Source organism: Pseudomonas huaxiensis, assembly GCF_003231275.1.
GTDB lineage: Bacteria > Pseudomonadota > Gammaproteobacteria > Pseudomonadales > Pseudomonadaceae > Aquipseudomonas > Aquipseudomonas huaxiensis.
Genome location: NZ_QKVL01000039.1, coordinates 32,434 through 52,753, shown reverse-complemented (window position 1 = coordinate 52,753; position 20,320 = coordinate 32,434). Strand labels below are relative to the sequence as shown.

13 protein-coding genes are annotated in these 20,320 nt (G+C 64.8%); 1 reads left to right on the top strand and 12 read right to left on the bottom strand.

The genetic code is table 11. The features are described 5' to 3' along the window. From DM374_RS26810 to DM374_RS26755, 12 genes are all read right to left on the bottom strand, one after another. The coding region (locus DM374_RS26810; protein ID WP_177431611.1) for a beta strand repeat-containing protein at positions 1-4,123 on the bottom strand (4,123 nt) is incomplete at its 3' end. A gap of 262 nt (positions 4,124-4,385) precedes the next feature. Then, positions 4,386-5,213, bottom strand: a complete 828-nt coding sequence (locus DM374_RS26805) for an SDR family NAD(P)-dependent oxidoreductase (RefSeq protein WP_110972601.1) — start codon at positions 5,211-5,213, stop codon at positions 4,386-4,388. A 9-nt stretch (positions 5,214-5,222) separates the two neighbouring features. Further along, complete coding sequence (locus DM374_RS26800; RefSeq protein ID WP_110972600.1) at positions 5,223-5,990, bottom strand: SDR family oxidoreductase; 768 nt, start codon at positions 5,988-5,990, stop codon at positions 5,223-5,225. A gap of 195 nt (positions 5,991-6,185) precedes the next feature. Then, complete coding sequence (locus DM374_RS26795; RefSeq protein ID WP_110972599.1) at positions 6,186-6,413, bottom strand: hypothetical protein; 228 nt, start codon at positions 6,411-6,413, stop codon at positions 6,186-6,188. Positions 6,414-6,558: 145 nt separating this feature from the next. Beyond that, positions 6,559-7,794, bottom strand: coding sequence for a helix-turn-helix transcriptional regulator (locus DM374_RS26790; protein ID WP_110972598.1), 1,236 nt, complete (start codon positions 7,792-7,794; stop codon positions 6,559-6,561). A 151-nt stretch (positions 7,795-7,945) separates the two neighbouring features. Beyond that, positions 7,946-10,369: an efflux RND transporter permease subunit gene (locus DM374_RS26785; protein WP_110972597.1), complete on the bottom strand. Its 2,424-nt coding sequence runs from the start codon at positions 10,367-10,369 to the stop codon at positions 7,946-7,948. A gap of 304 nt (positions 10,370-10,673) precedes the next feature. Then, positions 10,674-11,621, bottom strand: coding sequence for a bifunctional OB-fold nucleic acid binding domain-containing protein/MaoC family dehydratase (locus DM374_RS26780; protein WP_110972596.1), 948 nt, complete (start codon positions 11,619-11,621; stop codon positions 10,674-10,676). 4 nt (positions 11,622-11,625) lie between these two features. Beyond that, a complete protein-coding gene (locus DM374_RS26775; RefSeq protein ID WP_110972595.1) occupies positions 11,626-12,837 on the bottom strand; it encodes a thiolase family protein in 1,212 nt (403 codons plus the stop codon). Positions 12,838-12,915: 78 nt separating this feature from the next. After that, a complete protein-coding gene (locus DM374_RS26770; RefSeq protein ID WP_110972594.1) occupies positions 12,916-14,583 on the bottom strand; it encodes a DUF1302 domain-containing protein in 1,668 nt (555 codons plus the stop codon). 67 nt (positions 14,584-14,650) lie between these two features. Continuing rightward, on the bottom strand, positions 14,651-15,736 hold the full coding sequence (locus DM374_RS26765; RefSeq protein ID WP_110972593.1) for an MBL fold metallo-hydrolase: 1,086 nt from the start codon (positions 15,734-15,736) through the stop codon (positions 14,651-14,653). Further along, positions 15,729-17,579, bottom strand: coding sequence for a long-chain-acyl-CoA synthetase (locus DM374_RS26760; protein WP_110972592.1), 1,851 nt, complete (start codon positions 17,577-17,579; stop codon positions 15,729-15,731). Before DM374_RS26760 ends, DM374_RS26765 begins: the two co-directional genes overlap by 8 nt. After that, complete coding sequence (locus tag DM374_RS26755; RefSeq protein WP_110972591.1) at positions 17,576-18,658, bottom strand: alkene reductase; 1,083 nt, start codon at positions 18,656-18,658, stop codon at positions 17,576-17,578. The genes DM374_RS26760 and DM374_RS26755 overlap by 4 nt, the downstream gene beginning before the upstream one ends. A 250-nt stretch (positions 18,659-18,908) precedes the next feature. Here DM374_RS26755 and DM374_RS26750 point away from each other — a divergent pair, with 250 nt between their 5' ends. Beyond that, positions 18,909-20,237: a spinster family MFS transporter gene (locus DM374_RS26750; protein WP_110972590.1), complete on the top strand. Its 1,329-nt coding sequence runs from the start codon at positions 18,909-18,911 to the stop codon at positions 20,235-20,237. Positions 20,238-20,320: the final 83 nt, after the last annotated feature.

Below are 20,320 nucleotides of genomic sequence, written 5' to 3'. Positions count from 1 at the left end.
TGTTCGCCGCCGCCTGCAAGGTCGACACGCCGCCGACCACCAGGTTGGCGTTGCCCAGCGAATTGTTGTTGGCAAGGCGCAAGGTGCCCTGGTTCAACGAGACGCTGCCATTGAGGGTGCTGGCCTTCGTCAGGGTCAGCGCGCTGACGCCGTTCTTGATCAGGTTGCCGGTGCCGGACACAGTGCCATCAAGCGTCAGGTCCTGGGTGCCGACGACCGTCAGGTTACCGGTGATCGCCACGTTGTTGCCGATCAGCAGGCCCGCGAGGCTGCTGTCGAGGGTGGTGTTGCTGGCCGTATTCAAGGTGCCCGCGCCCAGCGCATTGCTGTGGCCCAGCACCAGGCCACCAGCGTTGAGCGAGGTATTGCCCAGTTGCGCGTTGTTGCCGCTCAACAACAGGTTGCCGGCACCGACCTTGACCAGGCCACCGGCGCCGCTGACGACACCGTTCAGGCTCAGGGTACCGGAGCTGACATCGACGGTGGAGGCACCGGCGAGGACGACGTTGTTGGCCAGTTGCAGCGCGGACAGGTTGCTGCTCAGGGTGGTACCGGAGGCAAGGCTCAGGGCGCCATTGCCCAGGGCGTTGTTATCACGGACCAACAGCGTGCCCGCGGTCAGCGCGGTGCCGCCTGCGTAGCTGTTGCTACGGGTCAGGACCAGTGTCCCGGCACCGCTTTTCTCCAGCTTGCCGGTACCGGCGAGGAGGGTATCCAGTGTCGCGGTCAAGCCGCTGTCGACCGTCACCACCACCGAGCCGCCCGAACTGTTGACCAGGCTCAGGCCATTGGTCGCATCGGCGTACAGCACGTAGCCATCGCTCTTGAAGCGCAACGCGCTGATGGTCTGGGTACCCTGGATGGCCACGGTGCCCGAACCATTCTGGAAGACCGCCGAAACGCCCTTCCAGACATCGTTGGTGTTGCCGCTGGCGTTGGTCCAGTTGGTGTTGCCCGCATTCCAGACACCGCCGCCGCCATCGATGCTGCCGTTGGCGCCCGAGGCGATGCCATCCCAGTACTGGGCGGCCAGGCTCATGGAGTTGACGATGACGTTGATCCCGCCGCTGACGTATTGCAGCAGCAGTTCGCCCGGCAGGAAGTCGGTCGGCATCGAAGCGATCGTGGCCGTAGGTGCCAGCAGCCCCGACTGGTGAGTGACCAGGCGGTAGGTGCCGTTGGCGATGTCCGCAAGATCGGTGAAATTGAACGAGGTGGTGCCCATGGCTGCAGCACCGCCGATGTTGAGCATCGGGGTCAGCGAAGGCGTGCCGAGTGCAACGTCGACAATGCTGCCGTTGCTCAGGCTCAGGCTGCTGGCCGTCAGGGTGCCTCCCGAGGCGAGCACCAGGTGACCGCCAGAGTTGACGGTCAGGTTGCTGAGCACGCTGCCGCTACCCGCCAGGCTGGCGCCGTTGACTACGGTCACCCCGGCGCTGTTCAGGCTGGCACCCGAGCCGAGCGTCAGGCGCCCGGCGCTGACGCTGGTGACACCGCCGATAACGCTGGTGCCGGTGAGGGTCAGGTTACCGGTACCGATCTTCTGCAGCGTGCCGGCGCCCGATATGGCGCCGCCGAAGGTGGAGCTGCTGTTGAGGCTGCCGACCCTCAGGGTGCCGCCGTCGCCGATTACCAGGCTGCCAGTGCCGCTGAGAGCGTCGATGGTTTCGCTGCCTGCCAGGCTGACGGTGCCGTTGCTGCCGATATTCACGCTCGCATTGGTGCCCAGGCTGCCCGGAATCATCGAGACGAGCTGGCCCTTGACCACATCGAACAGGCCGCTGAACGAGTTCGGCGATATAGCCATCAGCGACAGGTCCGCGACGCCGTCCTTGACCAGCGTTCCGCTGCCGGACAGCACGCCCTGCAGCGCGTAGGCCTGGTTGGCGACCAGTTGCAAGGTTGCGCCCGAATTGATGGCGACCGGCTGGAGGTTGGTCTGCTGCATCTCGACCACCACGCTGCTGTTGCCGGTGACCGTCAGGCCGCCGTTGCCCAGCACACCCGTGGTGAGCAGTGTCACGGAGCCTGCATTGAGCTCGATCCCCCCCGCAAAGCTGTTGTTCCCGCCCAGAATGAGATTGCCGTTGCCGGTCTTGATCAGCTTGTTGCTTGAGTTCCCGCTGATGTTGCCGAGCAGGCGCAGATCGTTGTTGCCGCCCACGGTCAGGGTGCTGTTAAGCGCAACATCTTTGAGGAAGGTGACAAATTGGTTGCTGGTCAGGGTGGAGGCCCCGGTTACCGTCAAGTTGCCGGTGCCGATCGCGCTGTTGCTGCCGAGGGTCAGCGTACCGGCGCTCAACGTGGTGCCGCCGGTGTAGGTGTTGGCGCCGGTCAGGACCAGCGTGCCCGAGCCGTCCTTGTTGAGCACGGCGCTGGCGCCCTGGATCGTGCCATTCAGGGTCAGCGTGCTGCTGCCACCGAAATTCACGGTGCCAGTCATGAGGATGCTGTTGTTCAGGATCGAGGTGGCCGTGGAGTTGATCCGGGTACCACTTGCCGCGGCCACGTTGCCGTTGCCCAGCGCCTGGTTGCTGCCGATCCCCAGGGTGCCGGCCGTCAGCGTTGTGCCGCCGCTGTAGGTATTGCTGCGCGTCAGCACCAACGTGCCCGAGCCATCCTTGTTAAGCAAGGCACCGGCGCCCAGGACCGTGCCGTTCAGGGTCAGCGAACTGGTGCCGCCGAAATTCACGGTCCCCGCCATGCTGAAGGTGTTGCTCAGGGTCGAGGTGGCTGCGGAGTCGATCCGGGTACCGGTCCCCGCAGAGACAGTGCCGCTACCCAGCGCCTGGCTGCTGCCGATGATGAGCGAGCCGCCACTGAGGATGGTGCCGGCAATGTAAGTACTGACACCGTTCAGGCGCAGGGACGAAGTACCGGTCTTGACCAGCGGGGAATTGGTCTCCCCCTCGATTGTGCCCGAGAGGGTGAACGCGGTGGTGTTGCTGCTGAACGTCAGGCCGCCGGCGGCGATGTCGTACGAATAACCCAGGTAGAAGTTGTTGGCGAAGTTCATCGTCGCCGCAGAACTGGCGATCGTACCGCCATAGCCGCCGATAAGGCCGGTACCGATAAAGCCGCTGTTGTCGGTTTGCAGCGTGCCACCCTGCAGGACGGCCATGACGCCGTCGGTCAGAGCGCCTTGCACAGTCCAGGTCCCACCGAGGAGATTCAGGAAGCCGAAATTGACGTAGGAGCTCAGGTTTATGTTGCCGACGCCCGTATTGGTACCCGTGCCGCCGTTCAGGGTGTTCTGCAGGTACAGCGTATTGTCGCCGCCGGCCCCGCCATCGACGATGCCAGTGGCGGCGAACTGCAGGCCATTGATCGACAGCGCCGCACCGCTGCCGCCGCCGCTGACGACTGACGAACCGGTTATTGCCCTGAACTCATTATTACCACCACCCTGGCCCAACGACACGCCGCCGGTAATGGTGCCCTGGTTAATAAAGATGTTGCCCTCACCCGAACTTTCGAAGGCAATCCGCCCGGTGATGGTGCCGGTGTTGGTGAACGTCACCTGGCTACCGCCGTAGACCCCGATCACTGGCAGGTCGGGCTCGGTTTCTGTAGCGCCAGAGAGCAGGATCGACAGGATCCGGCCGTAGTTGTTGATGTTCGTGCGCCCGCCAGAGCCATTGTTGATGTCCAGCGCCGCACCGGTGAGGTTGGTCATGCCGATGCCGAGGAAGCCGCTGTAACCGACGATCTGGCCGTTGTTGCCGGTACCTGAGTTGTTGGTGATCGTCAGGTTCGAGGCGGTGGGGCTGGTGATCTTGACCGCCGTCATGCGGACAGGTGGCGGTCCGTAGTAGCCCAGGTCGATGTTGCCGTTGTTGATGAAGGTGTTGTTGATACCCGTAATGGCCAGCGTCGGGAAGGTAATGTCGTTCCTCGTCAACAGTGCGCCGTTGCCGACCGTGACCGTCAGCGAGTTGGCGTTCAGCGCTACGTCCAGGCTGGTGCCAGTGCAGTTCACCGCCGCGCCATCGGCGGGCGCGCCGGGTGTACACGCGGCGAAAACAGGGTCGATGGCGGCGAAGGCGCCGAACATGGCCAGGCTGACAGCCAGCGACAAGCGGGTACGGGCCGTGCGAGGTACTGCAGTTCTACGTCTGTCCACAACAACTCCTAGTGTGGATCAGGCGACTCATCCCTGACGGCGCAGCAGCGCTACGCTAGCAATTGACGGGCCCGACCTTGGCGAGATGAAACATTTTTTATTGATGGCACTTTAACACTCGTCAGGGGTATAAAAAAATTTGCGCACAAGGTTGTATGGAAAAACGCTAACTCGGCGTGTGTTTGCGCCCCTTGGATTGAGCGCCGCAGGTGCGGCGCATCGCCGGCAAGCCGGCTCCCACAGGGTCCGGTGTCGACGGGCCTCAGTCCGCCAACAACCCAAGCTTTCTGGCAAACGGCTGGGCCGCAATGGTCTGGCGCTGATAATGGCTGGCCTCTTCATCAGTGGCGAGCCACAACATCACCGCCGCCGGCACTTCTGGCGGCGCACTACCGGCGCGCAGAGCGATCACACCCTTCTCGCCGATGGTGGCTTTCAGCGCATCGGTGGTCACCACCCCGGGATTGACGGTGTAGGCGCGAACCCCGGCATCACCCAGTTCCACCGCAACGATCCCCGACAACCGCGACACCGCCGCCTTGCCCGCGCCATAGGCATAGCCCCAGCCGCCCTTCCCGGCCGCAACCGGCGGGTCGCTCTCGCCGGCGCCGGAGGTGACGTTGATCACCACACCATCGCCCTGCTCCGCCATCACTTGGGCCACGGCGCGGGTCAGCAGGAACGGTGTGAGAATGTAGCCCTTGAACATCCGTTCCAGCGTCTCGGGCTGCAATGCCATGAAACCGGCATTGAGGTCACTGCCCTGGTAGATCGCGTTATTGATCAGCACGTCGATGCGACCGTACTCGGCCAGCACCGCCGTGCACGCAGCCAGTGCCGAGTCACTGTCGAGCAGGTCCATCGGCACCACCAGCGCCTTGCGGCCCAGCGCACGGATGGCTTCGGCAGTGCCGTTGAGGCTGCCCGGCAGTGGCGCGCCGCTGGCATCGCGCAAGGCGTGCGGGTGTTGCTCGCCTTCGTCCAGGGTGCGGGCGCTGATCGCCAGGTCGAAGCCGGCCCGGGCGAACGCCAGCGCCGCCGCACGACCGATACCGCGGCTGGCGCCGGTGATGAATGCAACCTTGTTCATGTGTTTTCCTCAGACCCGCTGCGGCCGGACCATGGCGTCCATGCCGCCGTCGATGTACATCACGCTGCCGTGAATAAAGCCCGCTTGTTGCGACTGCAGGAAGGCGATCAGCGCAGCGATTTCCTCGGGGTGGCCATTGCGTCCGAGTGGCGCGACGAACGCACGTACCGCATCGCCAAAGCGCGGGTCATTGCGCGAAGCATCGTGCAGCGGGGTTTCCACCGCTCCGGGCGCGACCACGTTGAGGCGAATGCCCTTGGCGCCCCAAGTCGCCGCCAGGCGCCGGGCATGATGGGTGATCGCGTACTTGGAGCATGCGTAGGCCACCTGGGGCTCGCCCAGGGTGTTGGCGATGTCCAGCGCCCGCGCTTCGTCGTTGTCGAGCATGGCCTGAGTCATGGGTTCTTGCTCGGTGCCGGGACGGATCGCCGCCACCGAACCGATCACCAACGCCGCCGGGTTGCTGCCCTTGGCCAACGCACCTTCAAGACCGCCGAGCAGTTGGCTGACGCCGAAATGGTTGACCGCCACGATCAACCCGCAGGACGGCGCGGTGACGCCGATGCCGGCGCAGCAGACCAGGCCGTCGAGGACGCCGCCGCTGAGTTCGAGGACCTGGGCAATGGCCGCATCGCGACCTTCGCGGGTGGACAGGTCGGCAATGACCTCGGCGTTGCCGCGGTCGATACCGATGACGCGGTGGCCGGCGGCGCGCAAGGCCGTGGCAACGGCGGCGCCGATGCCGGAGGCAGAGCCGGTGATGGCGGTTGTGGGCATTGGAATCTCCATGAGTTGGGCGTTGATCCTTCGCGACGGTTCGGCGCGAAGGGCTGCACAGCAGCCCCATGATCAGCAGCAACCTTGCCGGAAACATCGTCCGAGAAGACTAAAAATGCACTGCAAACAAAAGCCCAGCCGGACGAGGCTGGGCTTTTGCTTTGGGACGCCAAGGAACCGCGGTTGCTCTTCTTATTACTGCTGGCTGTTGTTTGGATCGCTGTCTCCTTTCAATATCTCGTTCAGATCCACCTTGCCTTTCAATTCTTTATGTTTCACATCCGTATATTTGCTCATCGCTGCGTCCGTCTCCGCGCTACGCAAAGCGGCCAATCGGCTGTTAACCGCTGCTGTCACCGCGTTCAATTCCTCGCCCTTGGTGAGTTGGGACACTTTCAGAACAATCTCATCTACGCCGGCCATATCGGTTCACCTCGAAAAGAAGGGGCGGCAAGCTGCCTGCCCGCTACCCCATTCTTTGCGTGCCGCACCCGTTGCACACCTGACATTACTGATAGTTCTTAAGACCGTTTTGGCCTAAGGCTCATTCACAACACGCGTGAGCCCTTCATGCCCGTCGCGCCATCGGCACCGCCAGTTGCGGCGGCGGGACCTTCAGTTTGCCGGGGACCTTCAGCGGCATTTTCGGTTTGCCCAACGCCACCACGCTGTTGAGCAGGATCCGCACCAGCTCGGTCTGCCGGCGCACACCGGTCTTGGAGAAGATCGAACGCAAGTGCGCCCGCGCGGTGTTGCGGCGGATGTTCAGTTCCTCGGCGGCCTCTTCCAGTGACAGGCCGTTGGCCAGTTCCATGGCCAGCGCCGTCTCGGCCTTGGTCAGGTTGAACAGTTGCTTGGTCACCAGTTCGCTGGCCAAAGACTTGCTGGCGGCATCGCGGATGTACACCAGCGCCGCCGGCTTGCCCTTGCCCTCCGCCCAGTCCAGCGACGGAATCGGTTCCACCACCAGCCCCAGATTGACCAGCCCGGACGGCCGGGTCACCGACATGGCCTCGGCGCTTTTCGGTGCATCCGGAGAAAACGCCGCGCGGATCAAGCGCTGCAGCTCGCGGTTGTCGCTGGGATAGGTGGCTTCCAGACGCCCGCCAACCAGTTTCAGGCCGTCGGCCTGGGCCAGCAGGTCATGGGCCACCGGGTTGACCCGCAGCACGCTGCCGCTCTCGTCCAGCACCAGCGTCGCCACCGACAGGCGGCTGATGGCCTGGGCGTACAGGTCGCTGAGGGATTCGCTGCGGTCGAGCAGGTTGTGCATTTGCATGCCGCGACGCAGGTGTGGCAGGAACATCGCGCACAGCGCCCGATCGTCGCGGGAGAAGGCCGGCGCCCGTTTGGGCCGGGTGATCCGCAGGCGCAGTTTGCCGCCATCGGCGGTGGAGATATCGGCGCCCATGACGTGGTAGACGTCCTGTGGCCCGCAGAACATCTTGAAGTACGCCGATTGCTCCCATTGGCTGCTGGTGAGCACATCATCCACGGTGAACACATAGTCCAGCGGCTGGTTAGTGAAGGGCGTCTGGGTTTGCGGGTAGGTCATGTAGCTGACTTCGCCCGCGCCTTCGATATCACCGACGATGATCATCAGGCCCATGTCAGGCTGGTCTGGCACCCTCAGGATCAGGGTCACGTAGTTGGCGCCGTAAAGGTCGCGGAAGCTGGTCAGGGCCCGGGCCATCTGCCGGGGGTTGATGGCGCCGTCGTAGACTTCACTCACCAGCCGGTCGTAGCCGGCCAGATCGAGACCGAGCTTGCTCAGGCCATCCGGGGTCAGCACAGGGTTCTCCACCGTCTTCTCCTCGCTCGGGTAAGGCTGGGCCTTCCCTTCTTATTGTTATGAGTTCGACTCGGGGGCAATCAGCCCCCTCGAAGTGCACGTCGCGTTGCAGTCTCGCTATCTCCCGGAGCGCCCACAATAGGGCGCTCCCTGATATCCGCAGCTATCGGATGTGTGGTGCTGCCGGTTGCTTCTTCAGCCGGAATTCACCCCGCAGCACTTCCACCGATTGCGCCTCCCGGGCCACCAGCGGGCGCCCCCGGTTGAACCAGGCCGCCAGGGCCGGCAACAGGAAGATCGCGCCGAGCACATTGACCAGGAACATGAACGACAGCAGCACGCCCATGTCGGCCTGGAACTTCAGCGGCGCAAAGGCCCAGGTGCACACGCCGATGGACATGGTCAGGGCGGTGAACACCGCCGCCGTGCCGCGCTGGCACATGGCCTGGTAGAACGCCTCGCGCAGGTCGGCGCCGGCGGACATCTCGTGCTGGATGCGTTCGTACAAGTAGATGCCGTAATCCACGCCGACGCCCACGCCCAGGGCCATCACCGGCAAGGTCGCGACTTTCAGGCCGATGCCGAGCATGGCCATCAGCGCGTTGCAGAGGATCGCCACGATTGCCAGCGGCACCAGGATGCACAGCACCGCCCGCACCGACAGGAAGGTCAGCCAGCAGAACAGCGCCACCGAACCGAACAACGCCGCCAGCATGATCACCTCGGCGCGCTTGACCGCCTCATTGGAGGCCGCCATCACGCCGACGTTGCCGCCCGCCAGGAGAAACTCCACCCGCGGCGTAGCCACCTCGGCGATAATCCGCTTCGCTTCGTTGACCGCATGGCTGACGGTGGCGCCTTCGTGGTCGGCGAGAAACACCAGAATCTGCATCTGCTGGCAGCCATCGGTGACCAGGCCGTCGTCCGGCATATAAGCGCGAGCGCCCTGACTCAGGCCGCGGGAGGAACCGGGAATCGCTGCCCAGCGCGGATTGCCTTCGTTGTTGCCGGCGATCACTCGCTTGCCCATGCCGGCCACGCTCTGCACCGACTGCACGCCCTGTACCGCACGCATGCGGAAGTCGAAACCTTCCACCGCACGCATCACTTCCGGATTCAGGCAGCCTTCCTCGACATCGTGGGTCTGGACGAACACCGCCAGCACGTCCAGGCCAATCGAATAGCTGCTGATGATCCGCGCGTTGTCCTGGTTGTAACGCGAGTCGGCACGCAGCTCCGGCGCGCCGGCACCGATGTCGCCCACCGCCAGGTCACGGGCTTTCCAGGCACCGGCTGCGAGCAGCAACAGACTCAGGCCGAATACCGCCAACGCCGGGCCCGGCTCGGCCAGCGCCGACAGCCGCCACCACAACCGATGGCGCTCTTGCCGGCCGGCCTGTTCGCGGCTCAGCAGACCGCGCTCCAGCGGCAGCCAGGAAATGATGATCGGCAACATCAGCTTGTTGGTGATGATCATCAGCATCACACCGATGCACGCGGTCACCCCCAGTTCATGGACGATGGGAATGTCGATCAGCATGATCACGCCGAAGCCCAGGGCATTCATCAGCAGGGCCAGGGAGCCGGGAATGAAGATCTTGCAGAACGCCGTGCGCGCCGCCTGCAACGACGTGGCACCAGCGACCACGTCCTGTTTCCAGGCGTTGGTCATCTGCACCGCGTGGGACACGCCAATCGAGAAGATCAGGAACGGCACCAGAATCGACATCGGGTCGATACCCAGGCCCAGCAGCGGCAGCAACCCCAGCAGCCAGACCACCGGCAGCAACGCCACCACCAGCGCCACCAGGGTCAGGCGCAGGGAGCGGGAATACAGCCACAACAGCAGGCCGGTGATGACGAAGGCGATGGCGAAGAAACCGATCACCGTGGTCAGGCCTTCCACCACATCCCCCACCAGCTTTGCGAAGCCGACGACATTGATCTCGATGGTGTCGCTGGCGTATTTCTGGCGGATCTCTTCCAGGCTGTTGGCCACTTGGGTGTAATCCACCGGTTTGCCGCTGCGCGGGTCGAGGTCCTGCAGGTCGGCGCGGACCATGGCCGACTTCAGGTCATTGGCGATCAGCCGGCCGACCTGCCCGGACGCCGCAGCGTTGCTGCGCACCTGGGCGAGGTCGTCGGGGCTGCCACTGAAGCGTGGCGGCACCACCACATCGCCGTAGAAACCCTCTTCGGTGATCTCGATGTAGCGCACGTTGGCGGTGAACAGCGAGGTCACGCTGGGCCGGCTCACGCCACTGATGAAGAACACATCATCGGTGACCTTGCGCAGGGTTTCGAGGAATTCAGGGTTGTAGATGTCACCCTCGCCTTTCCAGCGCACGCTGACCAGCAAGCGATTGGCGCCGGTGAAGTACTGGCTGAACTTGAGGAAGTTGACCATATAGGCGTGGCGGACCGGGATCTGCTTGTTGAAGCCAGGGTCCAGTTGCGTGTTCAGGGCGCTGTAGCCCAGCCCCAAGCTAAGCAGCACGAACAGCGCCAGCAGCCCCTTGCGCCAGGCCATCAGCCAGTCGGCGATGACCTCGACGCAGTGCGTTACCCATTGTTTGACCTGATTCATTGTGCGTCTCTCATGCGAAGCGCTCCTTGACACGGTGGGCGTCGTTTCACGGGATAGTCAGTGCTGAGAAGCTTTGGAACATCGTCCAAATGGCTTACCTGGCGCGGGTTGGCATGACACGCAGTAACGCTGACCTTGAGGTGGATCGCTGCGGTTCGGCGCCCCGGCAAGCCAGCGCCCATAGGGTTCAGGGTCAACCCCAAACCTGGGAGCCAGCTTGCCGGCGATGCGCCGCGGATGGCGCTCGATCTTGAGCCCGCTGAAGATCTGCCGGCTAGCACGCCACTCACCACAACAACGCTGTTCAGGCCCGATACAGAATCACCAGATCATTGATCACCGAAGGCCGCTCCTGCCCCAGCACATGGATATTGATCTCCAGGGTCAATTGCGTGCCACGCCCGAGCAGTTCCACGCTCTTGACCCGCGCCCGCGCATGGATCCGCGCTCCTGCCGGTACCGGCGCCGGGAAGCGCAGGCGGTCAGAGCCGTAGTTGATCTGGGTGCCGAATCCCGTGATCTCGAAGCCTAGCGCCAGCTTCATCCGCGACTGCAACACCTGCACCAGCGCGCCATGGGCGATGGTGCCGCCAAACGGGCTCTGCAGCCGTGCGCGCTCAGGGTCGGTGTGAATCCAGTAGTCATCGCCGGACAGTTGGGCAAAGGCGTCGATCAGCGCCTGGTCAACGACGATCACATTGCTCCAGTCGCTGAAACGGTCACTCACCAGCGACTGCAGCGCGGCCGCATCGTTGAAGTCGATCCTGCGCACCGATCCGGCATCCTCAGCCGGTTGCGGCTCAGGCTCCAGCCCCGGCAGCGGCTCCAGCGCGGCGGCGTCCTTGTCCATGCCAGTAAAGCGCAACAGGCGGTTGCCCTTGCCGTCCACCTCGGCGAACACCGGCTGCAAAGCCATGCCGATGTGGATCTCGTCTTCGTCCAGGCCCACCAGGTTGGTGTTGATCCGCACGCCTTCGGCCAGTTCGACCACCGCCAGTTTCTGCGGCATTTCATCGGCAAAGTCCGGCAGGGTCGGGATGCGCGTCAGGGTGTAGCTGTACAGCGTTGCCCGGCCCGGCACTTCGCGCCAGGCCAGGTCGTGAGCGAGGCACGACGGGCAGTGCCGGCGCGGGTAGAACACCCAGTGCGAACAAGCGTTGCACTGCTGGATCAGCAGGCGACGGGCCTTGATCCCTTCCCAGAACGGCGCGGAAATCTCCGTGGCAACGGGCATCGGTTTGTTGTTGGACATGCTCTTATGCTCCCTGAAGAATCAATGCGCCCTGCTCGCTCATCACGCCGCCGGTGCCGGAGACATAGACGGTGTCGCAGCCGTTGAGCTGACGCTCGCCCGCCGTGCCGGCGATCTGCGTCACCGCCTCGATCACCTGCGACATGCCACCCGCAGCGCCAGACTGGCCGAAGCTGAGCTGGCCGCCATGGGTGTTCATCGGGAAATCGCCACGGAAGGTCAGGTCGTGCTCGCGAACGAAGGCCATGCCCTCGCCCTTGCCGCAGAAACCGGCATCTTCCAGGGTCAGCAACGCGGTGATGGTGTAACAGTCATAGATCTGCGCAGCGTCGACATCGGTGGGCTTGAGCCCGGCCATGGCAAAGGCACGCTGGGACGCAGGGCCGATCGGTGTGTGGATCATGTCCGCGGCATAGGAAGGTGACTTGAACGCCAGGTGTTCACCGAAACCGGTGACGAAGGCCGGGCGCTTGCGTGAGCGTGCCGCGACTTCCTTCGAGGCGATGATCATCGCCGCGCCACCGGCCACCGGCATGACGATTTCGAGGACGTGCAGCGGGTCGGCAACCATGCGGCTGGCCAGTACCTGTTCGATGGTCAGCGGCTGGCCGTAGAACATCGCGTCCGGGTTGGCCTGGGCGTTGGTGCGCTGGTCCACGGCGATCTTCGCCAGGGCCACCGGGTCGTAGCCGTACTGCGCCGCGTAGCGCTGGGCGATCATCGCGTAGCCGGTGTTCTGCCCCATGTGCCCGTAAGGCAGGTCGAACTCGGCTTCCGGCGCACCGAACGCGGTGCTGTGGCCGCCGAAGCGCATGGCCCGGGCCATCCAGCTCGGGTCTTCGTCCGGGCCGAGCGGTGCCATGCGCGCCGGCAGCACGCACAGCACCGCCTGGCACAGGCCCAGTTCGATGGCGGCGGCAGCGCGCCAGACCATACCCACCGAGGTGCAGCCACCCAAATCAACCACTTCGGCGAAGTTCAGGCGCAGGCCCAGGTATTCGGCGGCCATGGCCGGGACGAACACCGAGGCTTCATGAAACTGCGGGCCGTTGATCACCAACCCGTCGAGGTCCTCGGCCTTGAGCCCGGCGTCGCGCAGGGCGCGGGCCGCGAGGTCGGCGACCTGCTCCAGGTGAAACATCTTCGGCGCCGTGGCGTACTTCTCCGGCTTGTATTGCGCGGTGCCAACGATGGCCGCGTGCCCTTTGAGGCCCATAGTCTCTCCCCGTCCGGGCCTGAGGCCCGGTTGTCATAGCGATAGTGAGGCCCCGGGCGCGCCCAGGGCATGTGCAACTCAGAAGCTGTATTTCATCGAGAACGTGGCGTAGTCGCGGTCGGCGAACGGGCGCTTGACCGGGTCGGCCGAGCCCAGGTAGCCGGTGTAGTTCAGGCCGACTTCGAGGTTGCCCAGGTATTTCCAGGTGGTGCCCACGCTCAGGCGTCGGTCGCCCTGCACGCCTGAGATGCTCCCGGACATCGGTGTCGAGCCGCTGAACACGTTGGAGAAGCGCACTGGCACTTCCAGATCCCAGCCCTGGAAAACCCCCGGATAACTGAACGATGTGCCCAGGGTGTAGGCGCTGGAATCACGGCTGCGCCAGGCAGATGAGGTCTTGTAGGTGTAGTCATCGGAATTCCCCACCATGCCGCCGAGCGATGGCAGCAGGTTCACACCTTGCAGGTTGGGCGCGGCGGAGGCGTCATCGACGCTGTCCACCCGTACATGAACGATTTCGGCGGTCAGCGTGGTCTGGCTGGCCCACGGCCGGTCGCCCAGCACGCGCATCGCCGACAGTTGCATCTGCTGGCCCTTGCCGCGGGTCGGCACCGGACCGAGGCCGGTATTGACCATCACTGGCGCGCCGTCGCGGTACGACCATTCGCCACCGATCTGGAACTCGCCCAGCTTGGTCGAGGCGCTGATACCGGTGAGTTTGATGTCCTCGAAGTACTTGACCTTGTAGCCGTTGGCGGCAAAGGCATACAGGCCGCCGCCGACCGGCACCGGGTCATAGCCCACCAACGCGGTGGCCGGGTTCTTGTCGTGATAGTTGACGTGGAACAGCGACATTTCGATTGCCGGCACCGGCCGGAAGCGCACCTGCACACCCCACTGGCCGCTGTCGCGCGGTTCGTCGGTGCCGCGATAGGCGATCTTGCTGTTGCCGCTGTAAATGAACTCGCGACCCGGACCGATCACGTCGCTGCTGGACAGGTAGCTGCCCACCGGCGGCAGCTCGGTGCCCTTCCATTCGTACTGCACATAGGCGCCGAAGGTGATTTGCGGGTTGAGGCGGAACGAGGCCGAGACCTGCCCCACCGGCAGCAGGACCTCCTTGACTTCGACCCCAGGCTGCGCGGCCTTGACCGCATCGGACGGGTTCTGCACGCCGTTCACGCCCGGGTAATACAGGCTCTCGCCCCAGGACTCGATATGCCGCCCGGCCTTGACGTCGAGCATGGTGTCGTTATCGAAACGCCAGCCGCCGAACACATAGGCATCCAACAGACGGGTGCGGCCGCCACTGTAGTAGCGGGTGTCGCTGGTGAACTCGTCGTGGTCGCCGCTCTTGTTCACGGTGGCCGGCGAATCGTTGTCATTGCCCTTGTGATAGACGTCGTCGTAGAAGGTACTGGCGCGCACCACCGCGCCGTAGTTGTCCTTGCGCAGGATCATCTCGCCAAGGGCGCCGATACGGTTGGTGGTCAGGGAACCACGGTCGAAGTTGCGGTTGGCATCGTCGGCGTTGACCCCCATCAGTCGCCGGCTCTGCTCGCCCAGGCGCATGCCGACGCCGTAGCTGGTGGTCACCGACCAGTCGATGGTCGCGCCGTTATCGAACTCGATAGTCTCGCCGGCCAAGGCCTGCGTCGATGCCAGGGCAATGGCCGCCGCCAGGTGGGTGACCTGGACCCCGCGTGAGCCAAGGCCAGGCGCATTATTGTTGTTTTTATCGATCACACTGACTCTCCTGTGTGGCAGCCATCAGGCTGCCGGGTTTGAGCAACATTGCCGCCGTGCCGGACGCTCACAACACATCGGGCGGATCGGTGGCGGGTGCGTCGGGATCGCGCCGTCGGTAGCGGTAGAGCCCGCCGTGTTCCGCCCGCGACAGCGACCCTTCGGCCATGAGGAAGTTGGCATGGGCCAACGTTTCGCCCAGCGCCATCAGTTCGTCGAAACGACCGGACAGCTTCGGGAACAGCACGGCCATCAGCTCGAGCGCGCTACGCGGCTCGTCGCAGGTGGCCAACAGCAGCGCCAGGTGGGCCCGGTGATGGGCCGCCAACTGGTCCAGACGCGCATGCAGGTTGAAAAACGGACGTTCGTGTGCCGGCAGCACCAGCACGCTGTCGGGTACTGCGCGCAGGTGATCGATGGAGGCCAGCCAGTCACGCAGCGGGTCGGCGTCCGGCTCGGTGGCGTGCACACCCACCGTCGAGGTGATGCGCGGCAGCACCTGATCCCCGGAAATCAGCAGGCCGTCGGCCTCGGCGTACAGGCAGGCGTGTTCCGGCGAATGCCCGCGCCCTACCACCACCCGCCACTCGCGGTGGCCGATGCGCAGGCGATCGCCCTCGCGCAGGCGCCGGTAACTGTTGAAGTGCAGCGGGCGGAAATGCCCGTTCTGGATGGTCCGGTACATGTCGCCGGCCTGCTCGGCGCTGAAACCGGCCCTGGCGTAGTGCTGCAGGAAGTCCCAGCCCGGTTCGACCTCGCTCGGCACCTTGACGTACAGCGACTGGTACTCGGCCTCGGTCATGTACACCGGGCAACGAAAACGCTCGGCCAGCCAGCCGGCGACACCCGCGTGGTCGGAGTGGAAATGGGTGCAGACCACCGCCCGCAGCGGCTGGCCGGCGCACAGCCCGGCGAACACCTGCTCCCAGACTTCGCGGGTCTGCTCGGTGTTCATCCCGGTGTCCACCGCGACCCAACCATCGCCGTCCTGCAGCAGGTAGAGGTTGATATGGTCGAGGCGAAACGGCAGCGGCATGCGCAGCCAGAACACGCCATCCGCCACCGCGCGCACTTCACCGCCGGCCGGCGCCTTGGGCCACGGGTAGCGCAGGCCGTCGCGCAGTTCGTGGCCGTTGTGGTCGAGGTCAGCCATGGTCGGCGACCACGAACGGTGCCAGTTCCAGGCGTTGCAGCAGCGCCTGCGAATACGGCTGGTAAGTGCCGGACTGCTCGTCGCGGATGTACAGCGGGTCGTGGCAGGCGGCCGGGCAATAACCCTGGCGTTGCAGATCGACTTTGCGCAGCTTGAAGGTGCTGGTCAGGTCCGCCGCAGCGCTGACCCGCACGAACAGCGGCGCGGCATAGCGCGGCAGACGCGCTTCGCTCAGCGCATACAGCGCGGCGGGATCGAACACCTGCCCGGCCTGCATCAACACCGCCGCCATCCCGGCGCGGCCTTCGTGGCCAGGCACCTGCACGCCGTAGATATTGATCAGTTCAAGCCCCGGCAGATCACCGAGCGCGTCCGCCACTTCCTGGGTCGAAACGTTCTCGCTCTTCCAGCGATAGGTGTCACCGATGCGGTCGACAAAGTAGCAGTAGCCATCGGCGTCCTGACGGAGCAGGTCGCCCGAACTCCACCAGGCATCGCCCGCATGCAGCACATTGCGGCGGATCTTGCTCTCGGTAGCGTCGGCCGAGGTGTAGCCCTCGAAGCGCCCGCCGCCGATTTCCGGGTGGTTGACGATAAAGGCCATGGCTTCGCCCAACTCGCCCACTTCGCAGACCTGGTAGAAACCGTTTTCATCCCGCGGGTGGCAGTCGTTTTCCACGTCGAAGCGGATCAGCCGCAGGTTGGTGCGCTCCCAATCCGGAACCCGTCCGCAGGAACCCACGTAGTTGTCGACGTTGATCAGCGCGGTGTTGGCCTCGGTAGCACCCCAGCCTTCGAACACCTGGACGGGCCCGAAGCGCTCGATCCAGCGCTGCCAGGATTCCGGGGTCAAGCCGGCGCCGAGCATGCAGCGCAGGTTGTGGTCGCGCTCGCCGGGCTGTTCCGGGCGGTTGAGCAGGTAGCGGCAGATCTCGCCGATGTACTGGAACACGCTGATGTTGTGGCGCACCACATCGCGCCAGAATTCGCTGACGCTGAACTTGCGCCGCACCACGATGCTGGCTCCGGCGCGCAGCGCAGTGGAGGTCACCGAGGTGGCGGCGGCGCCGTGGTACAGCGGCAGGCAGCAGTAGAAGACGTCGTCGCAGGTCGCCGCCAGGGTGACTTCCATCACGTCCCCCGAGGACATCCAGCGCATATGGCTGTAGCGCGCCGCCTTGGGCAGGCCGGTGGTGCCGGAGGTGAAGATCAGCAAGGTGGTCGCCTGCGCCTCGACCGCCGCGCGGATATCCCGCGGGAAGGCGCTGCGCGGCGCGCTGTCCAGGCGGCTGGCGAACTGGCGGTCGATAAACCCGGGCAGATCGCCGGCCCACGGATTTTCCTCATCGCCCACCAGCCAGTAGGCCAGCGTCGGCAGGCCCTCGGTGGCGAGCACGTTGCCCAGGCATTCTTCGCCGATCACCAGGGCTTTGGCGCCGGTGGTTTCCAGCGCATGCAGCAGCGGCCGGCCGTTGACCTGGGTGTTGATGAAGGCCACCACCACGCCGAGCTTGACCAGGCCGAACCAGGTGCAGAAGAACGCCGGGCGGTTTTCCATGACCATGGCGCAGACGTCGCCGGCGCGCAGGCCCTTGGCGTAGAAGGTATGGGCTATCTGGTTGGCGCGGGCGTCCACTTCGGCGTAGCTCAGGGACTGCTTGCCATAGATCAGGAAGGGCCGCTCGGCGAAGCGCGCGGCTTGTTGTTCGAGGCGGTCGGCCAGGGTGTAGTGGTCCGCAGGTTTGATCTGCCCGGCCGCCGCGCCGCGACGGTCGAGGATCGCCTGGGTCTGCTCGCGGGGCACCACGGCGCTGGTTGGCAAGCCGGAGGATGGCAGGTTCATGGGGTCACCTCCACCACCTGGCTGAGCGCGGGATAATCGGTGTAGCCGCGGGGGCCGGCGGTGTAGAGGGTCTTGCGGTCGAAGGCGGCCAGCGGCTGGTCCTGCCGCAGGCGCTCGACCAGATCCGGGTTGGCAATGAAATGCCGACCGAACGAAACCGCAACGCCCTCGCCCGCGTCCAGCGCGGTATTGGCCGAGGCACCGTCGAAACCATCATTGAGGATCAGCCGCTGGTTGCCGTAGGCACGGGCCAGGGCGAAGGCATCGAGGGTGCCGAGCGGCGAACGCATCACATGCAGGTAGGCCAGCTCCAGTGGCGCCAGCGCAGTGCACAGGGCAATCGCGGTGGCGGCCGGGTCATCGTCCTGAATGTCGTTGTAAGGGTTGCCCGGACAGAAGCGCACGGCGACCCGCCCGACACCAATGGCATCGGCCATCGCCTGTACCGTCTCGACGACGAACCGCACGCGATTCTCCGCACTGCCGCCATAGGCATCGGTGCGCTGATTGCTGCCCGAGGCGAGGAACTGCATCGGCAGGTAGCCGCTGGTGCAGTGCAGCTCGACGCCGTCGAAGCCGGCTTCGCGGGCATTCAGCGCGGCCTGGCGGTACTCGGCGATTACCGCGGCAATGCCGGCAACGCTCAAGGCCTCGGGCTGCTCGGTGTCGGCCATGCCTACCGCGTCGGTGAACACCTGGGTGTTGGCGCGCAGGGCCGACGGCGCCACCGTGGCAGCACCGGCCGGCTTGTTGTAGCGGCTGGCGGCGCGGCCGACGTGCATCAGTTGCAGGACGATGCGCCCGCCCTCCGCATGCACGGCGCGGGTCACCTGGCGCCAGGCGGCTATCTGCTCGGCGGTGTAGATCGCCGGGGTGCGGCAGTAGCCCAGACCACCTGCCGACGGCGCGGTGCCTTCGGCGACGATCAGCCCGGCGCTGGCCCGCTGGCGGTAGTACTCGACCATCTCGGCAGTGGGCACGGCCTGCACATCGGCGCGGCTGCGGGTCATCGGGGCCATGACGATACGGTTGGCCAGTTGCAGTTCGCCCAGGCGCACCGGCTCGAACAAGATGCTCATGTCAGCTCCTTAAGTTCTTGTTGTGCCCGGGGCTGACCGGCCGCTTGGAGCATTGCCGCAACCCCGGATATGGGCTGCATGATTGATCCGCAACGAGGCCGAAACATCGTCCGACAAGACTAGTTTTGCGGCTTCAGGTAGGGTTGGCAGCGCCTTGAAACGCGCAGGAAAAATGGTCTGAACGGACGATGAAACAGGTGCGGGATGCGCCGACGATCGAGCTCGATATAACAAGAACCGGAGCAGTGCAGTGAACCCACCCAATCCCGTCACCTGGCGCACGCACTACGCGCTTCTGGTGCTCGCCAGCATCTACGTTTTCAACTACATCGACCGCCAATTGATGGCGATCCTGATCGAGCCGGTGAAGCTCGAATTCGGCATTTCCGACACCGGCATCGGCCTGCTTTCGGGGGTCACCTTCGCGGTGTTCTATACCGTGTTCGGCTTCCCGCTGGGACGGCTGTCGGACCGCATCGGGCGCAAGCCGGTGATCGCGTTCAGTTGCATGGCCTGGAGCCTGATGACCATGCTCTGCGGCATGGCCGGCAACTTCCTCACCCTGGTGCTGGCACGGATTGGCGTGGCGGTGGGCGAAGCCGGCGGCACCGCGCCGTCGGTGGCGATGGTCTCCGATTTGTACCCGGCCAACCGCCGCTCCACCGCGTTGTCGGTGCTGATGCTGGGGTCGAGCCTGGGCGCGATCGTCGGCCTCGGCCTCGGTGGCTGGATTGCCCAGCACCACGGCTGGCGCTATGCGTTTTTGCTGATTGGTGCACCGGGCATCCTGCTCGGCCTGATCCTGCTGTTGACCGTGCGTGCACCAAAGCCCGCGCAGATCCGCCAGGCCACGGCCACAACGCAGGATGGCTGGACCACGACCCTGGTGGAGCTGTTCCGCATGCCGTCATTCTTCTGGCTGGTGCTGACCGGTGGCACGGCGGCGATCGCCGGTTATGCCATCGGCACCTGGAGTCCGAGTTTCCTGATTCGATCCCATGATTTGAACATGCAGGAAGCCGGCTTTCTGGTGGGCGTGGTCGGCGGCACCGGCTCGACCATCGGCACCCTCGCCTGCGGCCTGCTCACCGACCGCCTGGCCCGACGTGATGTCGGCTGGCAAATCGGCGTGCCGCTGCTCGGCACCCTGCTGAGCATTCCCTTCGCCCTCGCCTATTTCCTCTGGCCACAGGGCATCGCTTTTCATATCGGCAGCATTCCGGTGCCCGAGGCATTCCTGTTCTACAGCGCGTTCGGTTTCTTCGGCGTGTGGTGGGCAACGCCGTGCCTGGGCGCGATCACCCATTTGTTCCCGGCCACACGCCTGGCTCAGGCCACGGCGATCTTCGTCATGTCCATGACCCTGTTGGGGGTTGGCCTGGGGCCGTTGGTGATTGGTGTGCTGAGTGACTTCTTCGTCGCTTCGCTGGGCGGCGAATCGCTGCGCTATGCGCTGGCGGCGTCAGTGTCGTTGCTGGTGTTGGCGGCGGGGTTTCTGGTGATGGCGTTGCCACGGTATCGGCGGCAGCTACAGGCGAAGGCTGAGGGTATTTCGGAGGGTGCTGCGGTTGTTGTTTGACGTCGGGGCCTCATCGCTGGCAAGCCAGCTCCCACAGGTACTGTATACACCGGACTGTGTGGGAGCCGGCTTGCCGGCGATGA

Excerpts from the sequence above, each read along its gene's own strand:
- DM374_RS26805 (WP_110972601.1), bottom strand. The coding sequence starts at position 5,213 with ATGAACAAGGTTGCATTCATCACCGGCGCCAGCCGCGGTATCGGTCGT.
- DM374_RS26800 (WP_110972600.1), bottom strand. The coding sequence starts at position 5,990 with ATGCCCACAACCGCCATCACCGGCTCTGCCTCCGGCATCGGCGCCGCC.
- DM374_RS26795 (WP_110972599.1), bottom strand. The coding sequence starts at position 6,413 with ATGGCCGGCGTAGATGAGATTGTTCTGAAAGTGTCCCAACTCACCAAG.
- DM374_RS26785 (WP_110972597.1), bottom strand. The coding sequence starts at position 10,369 with ATGAATCAGGTCAAACAATGGGTAACGCACTGCGTCGAGGTCATCGCC.
- DM374_RS26780 (WP_110972596.1), bottom strand. The coding sequence starts at position 11,621 with ATGTCCAACAACAAACCGATGCCCGTTGCCACGGAGATTTCCGCGCCG.
- DM374_RS26775 (WP_110972595.1), bottom strand. The coding sequence starts at position 12,837 with ATGGGCCTCAAAGGGCACGCGGCCATCGTTGGCACCGCGCAATACAAG.
- DM374_RS26765 (WP_110972593.1), bottom strand. The coding sequence starts at position 15,736 with ATGGCTGACCTCGACCACAACGGCCACGAACTGCGCGACGGCCTGCGC.
- DM374_RS26760 (WP_110972592.1), bottom strand. The coding sequence starts at position 17,579 with ATGAACCTGCCATCCTCCGGCTTGCCAACCAGCGCCGTGGTGCCCCGC.
- DM374_RS26755 (WP_110972591.1), bottom strand. The coding sequence starts at position 18,658 with ATGAGCATCTTGTTCGAGCCGGTGCGCCTGGGCGAACTGCAACTGGCC.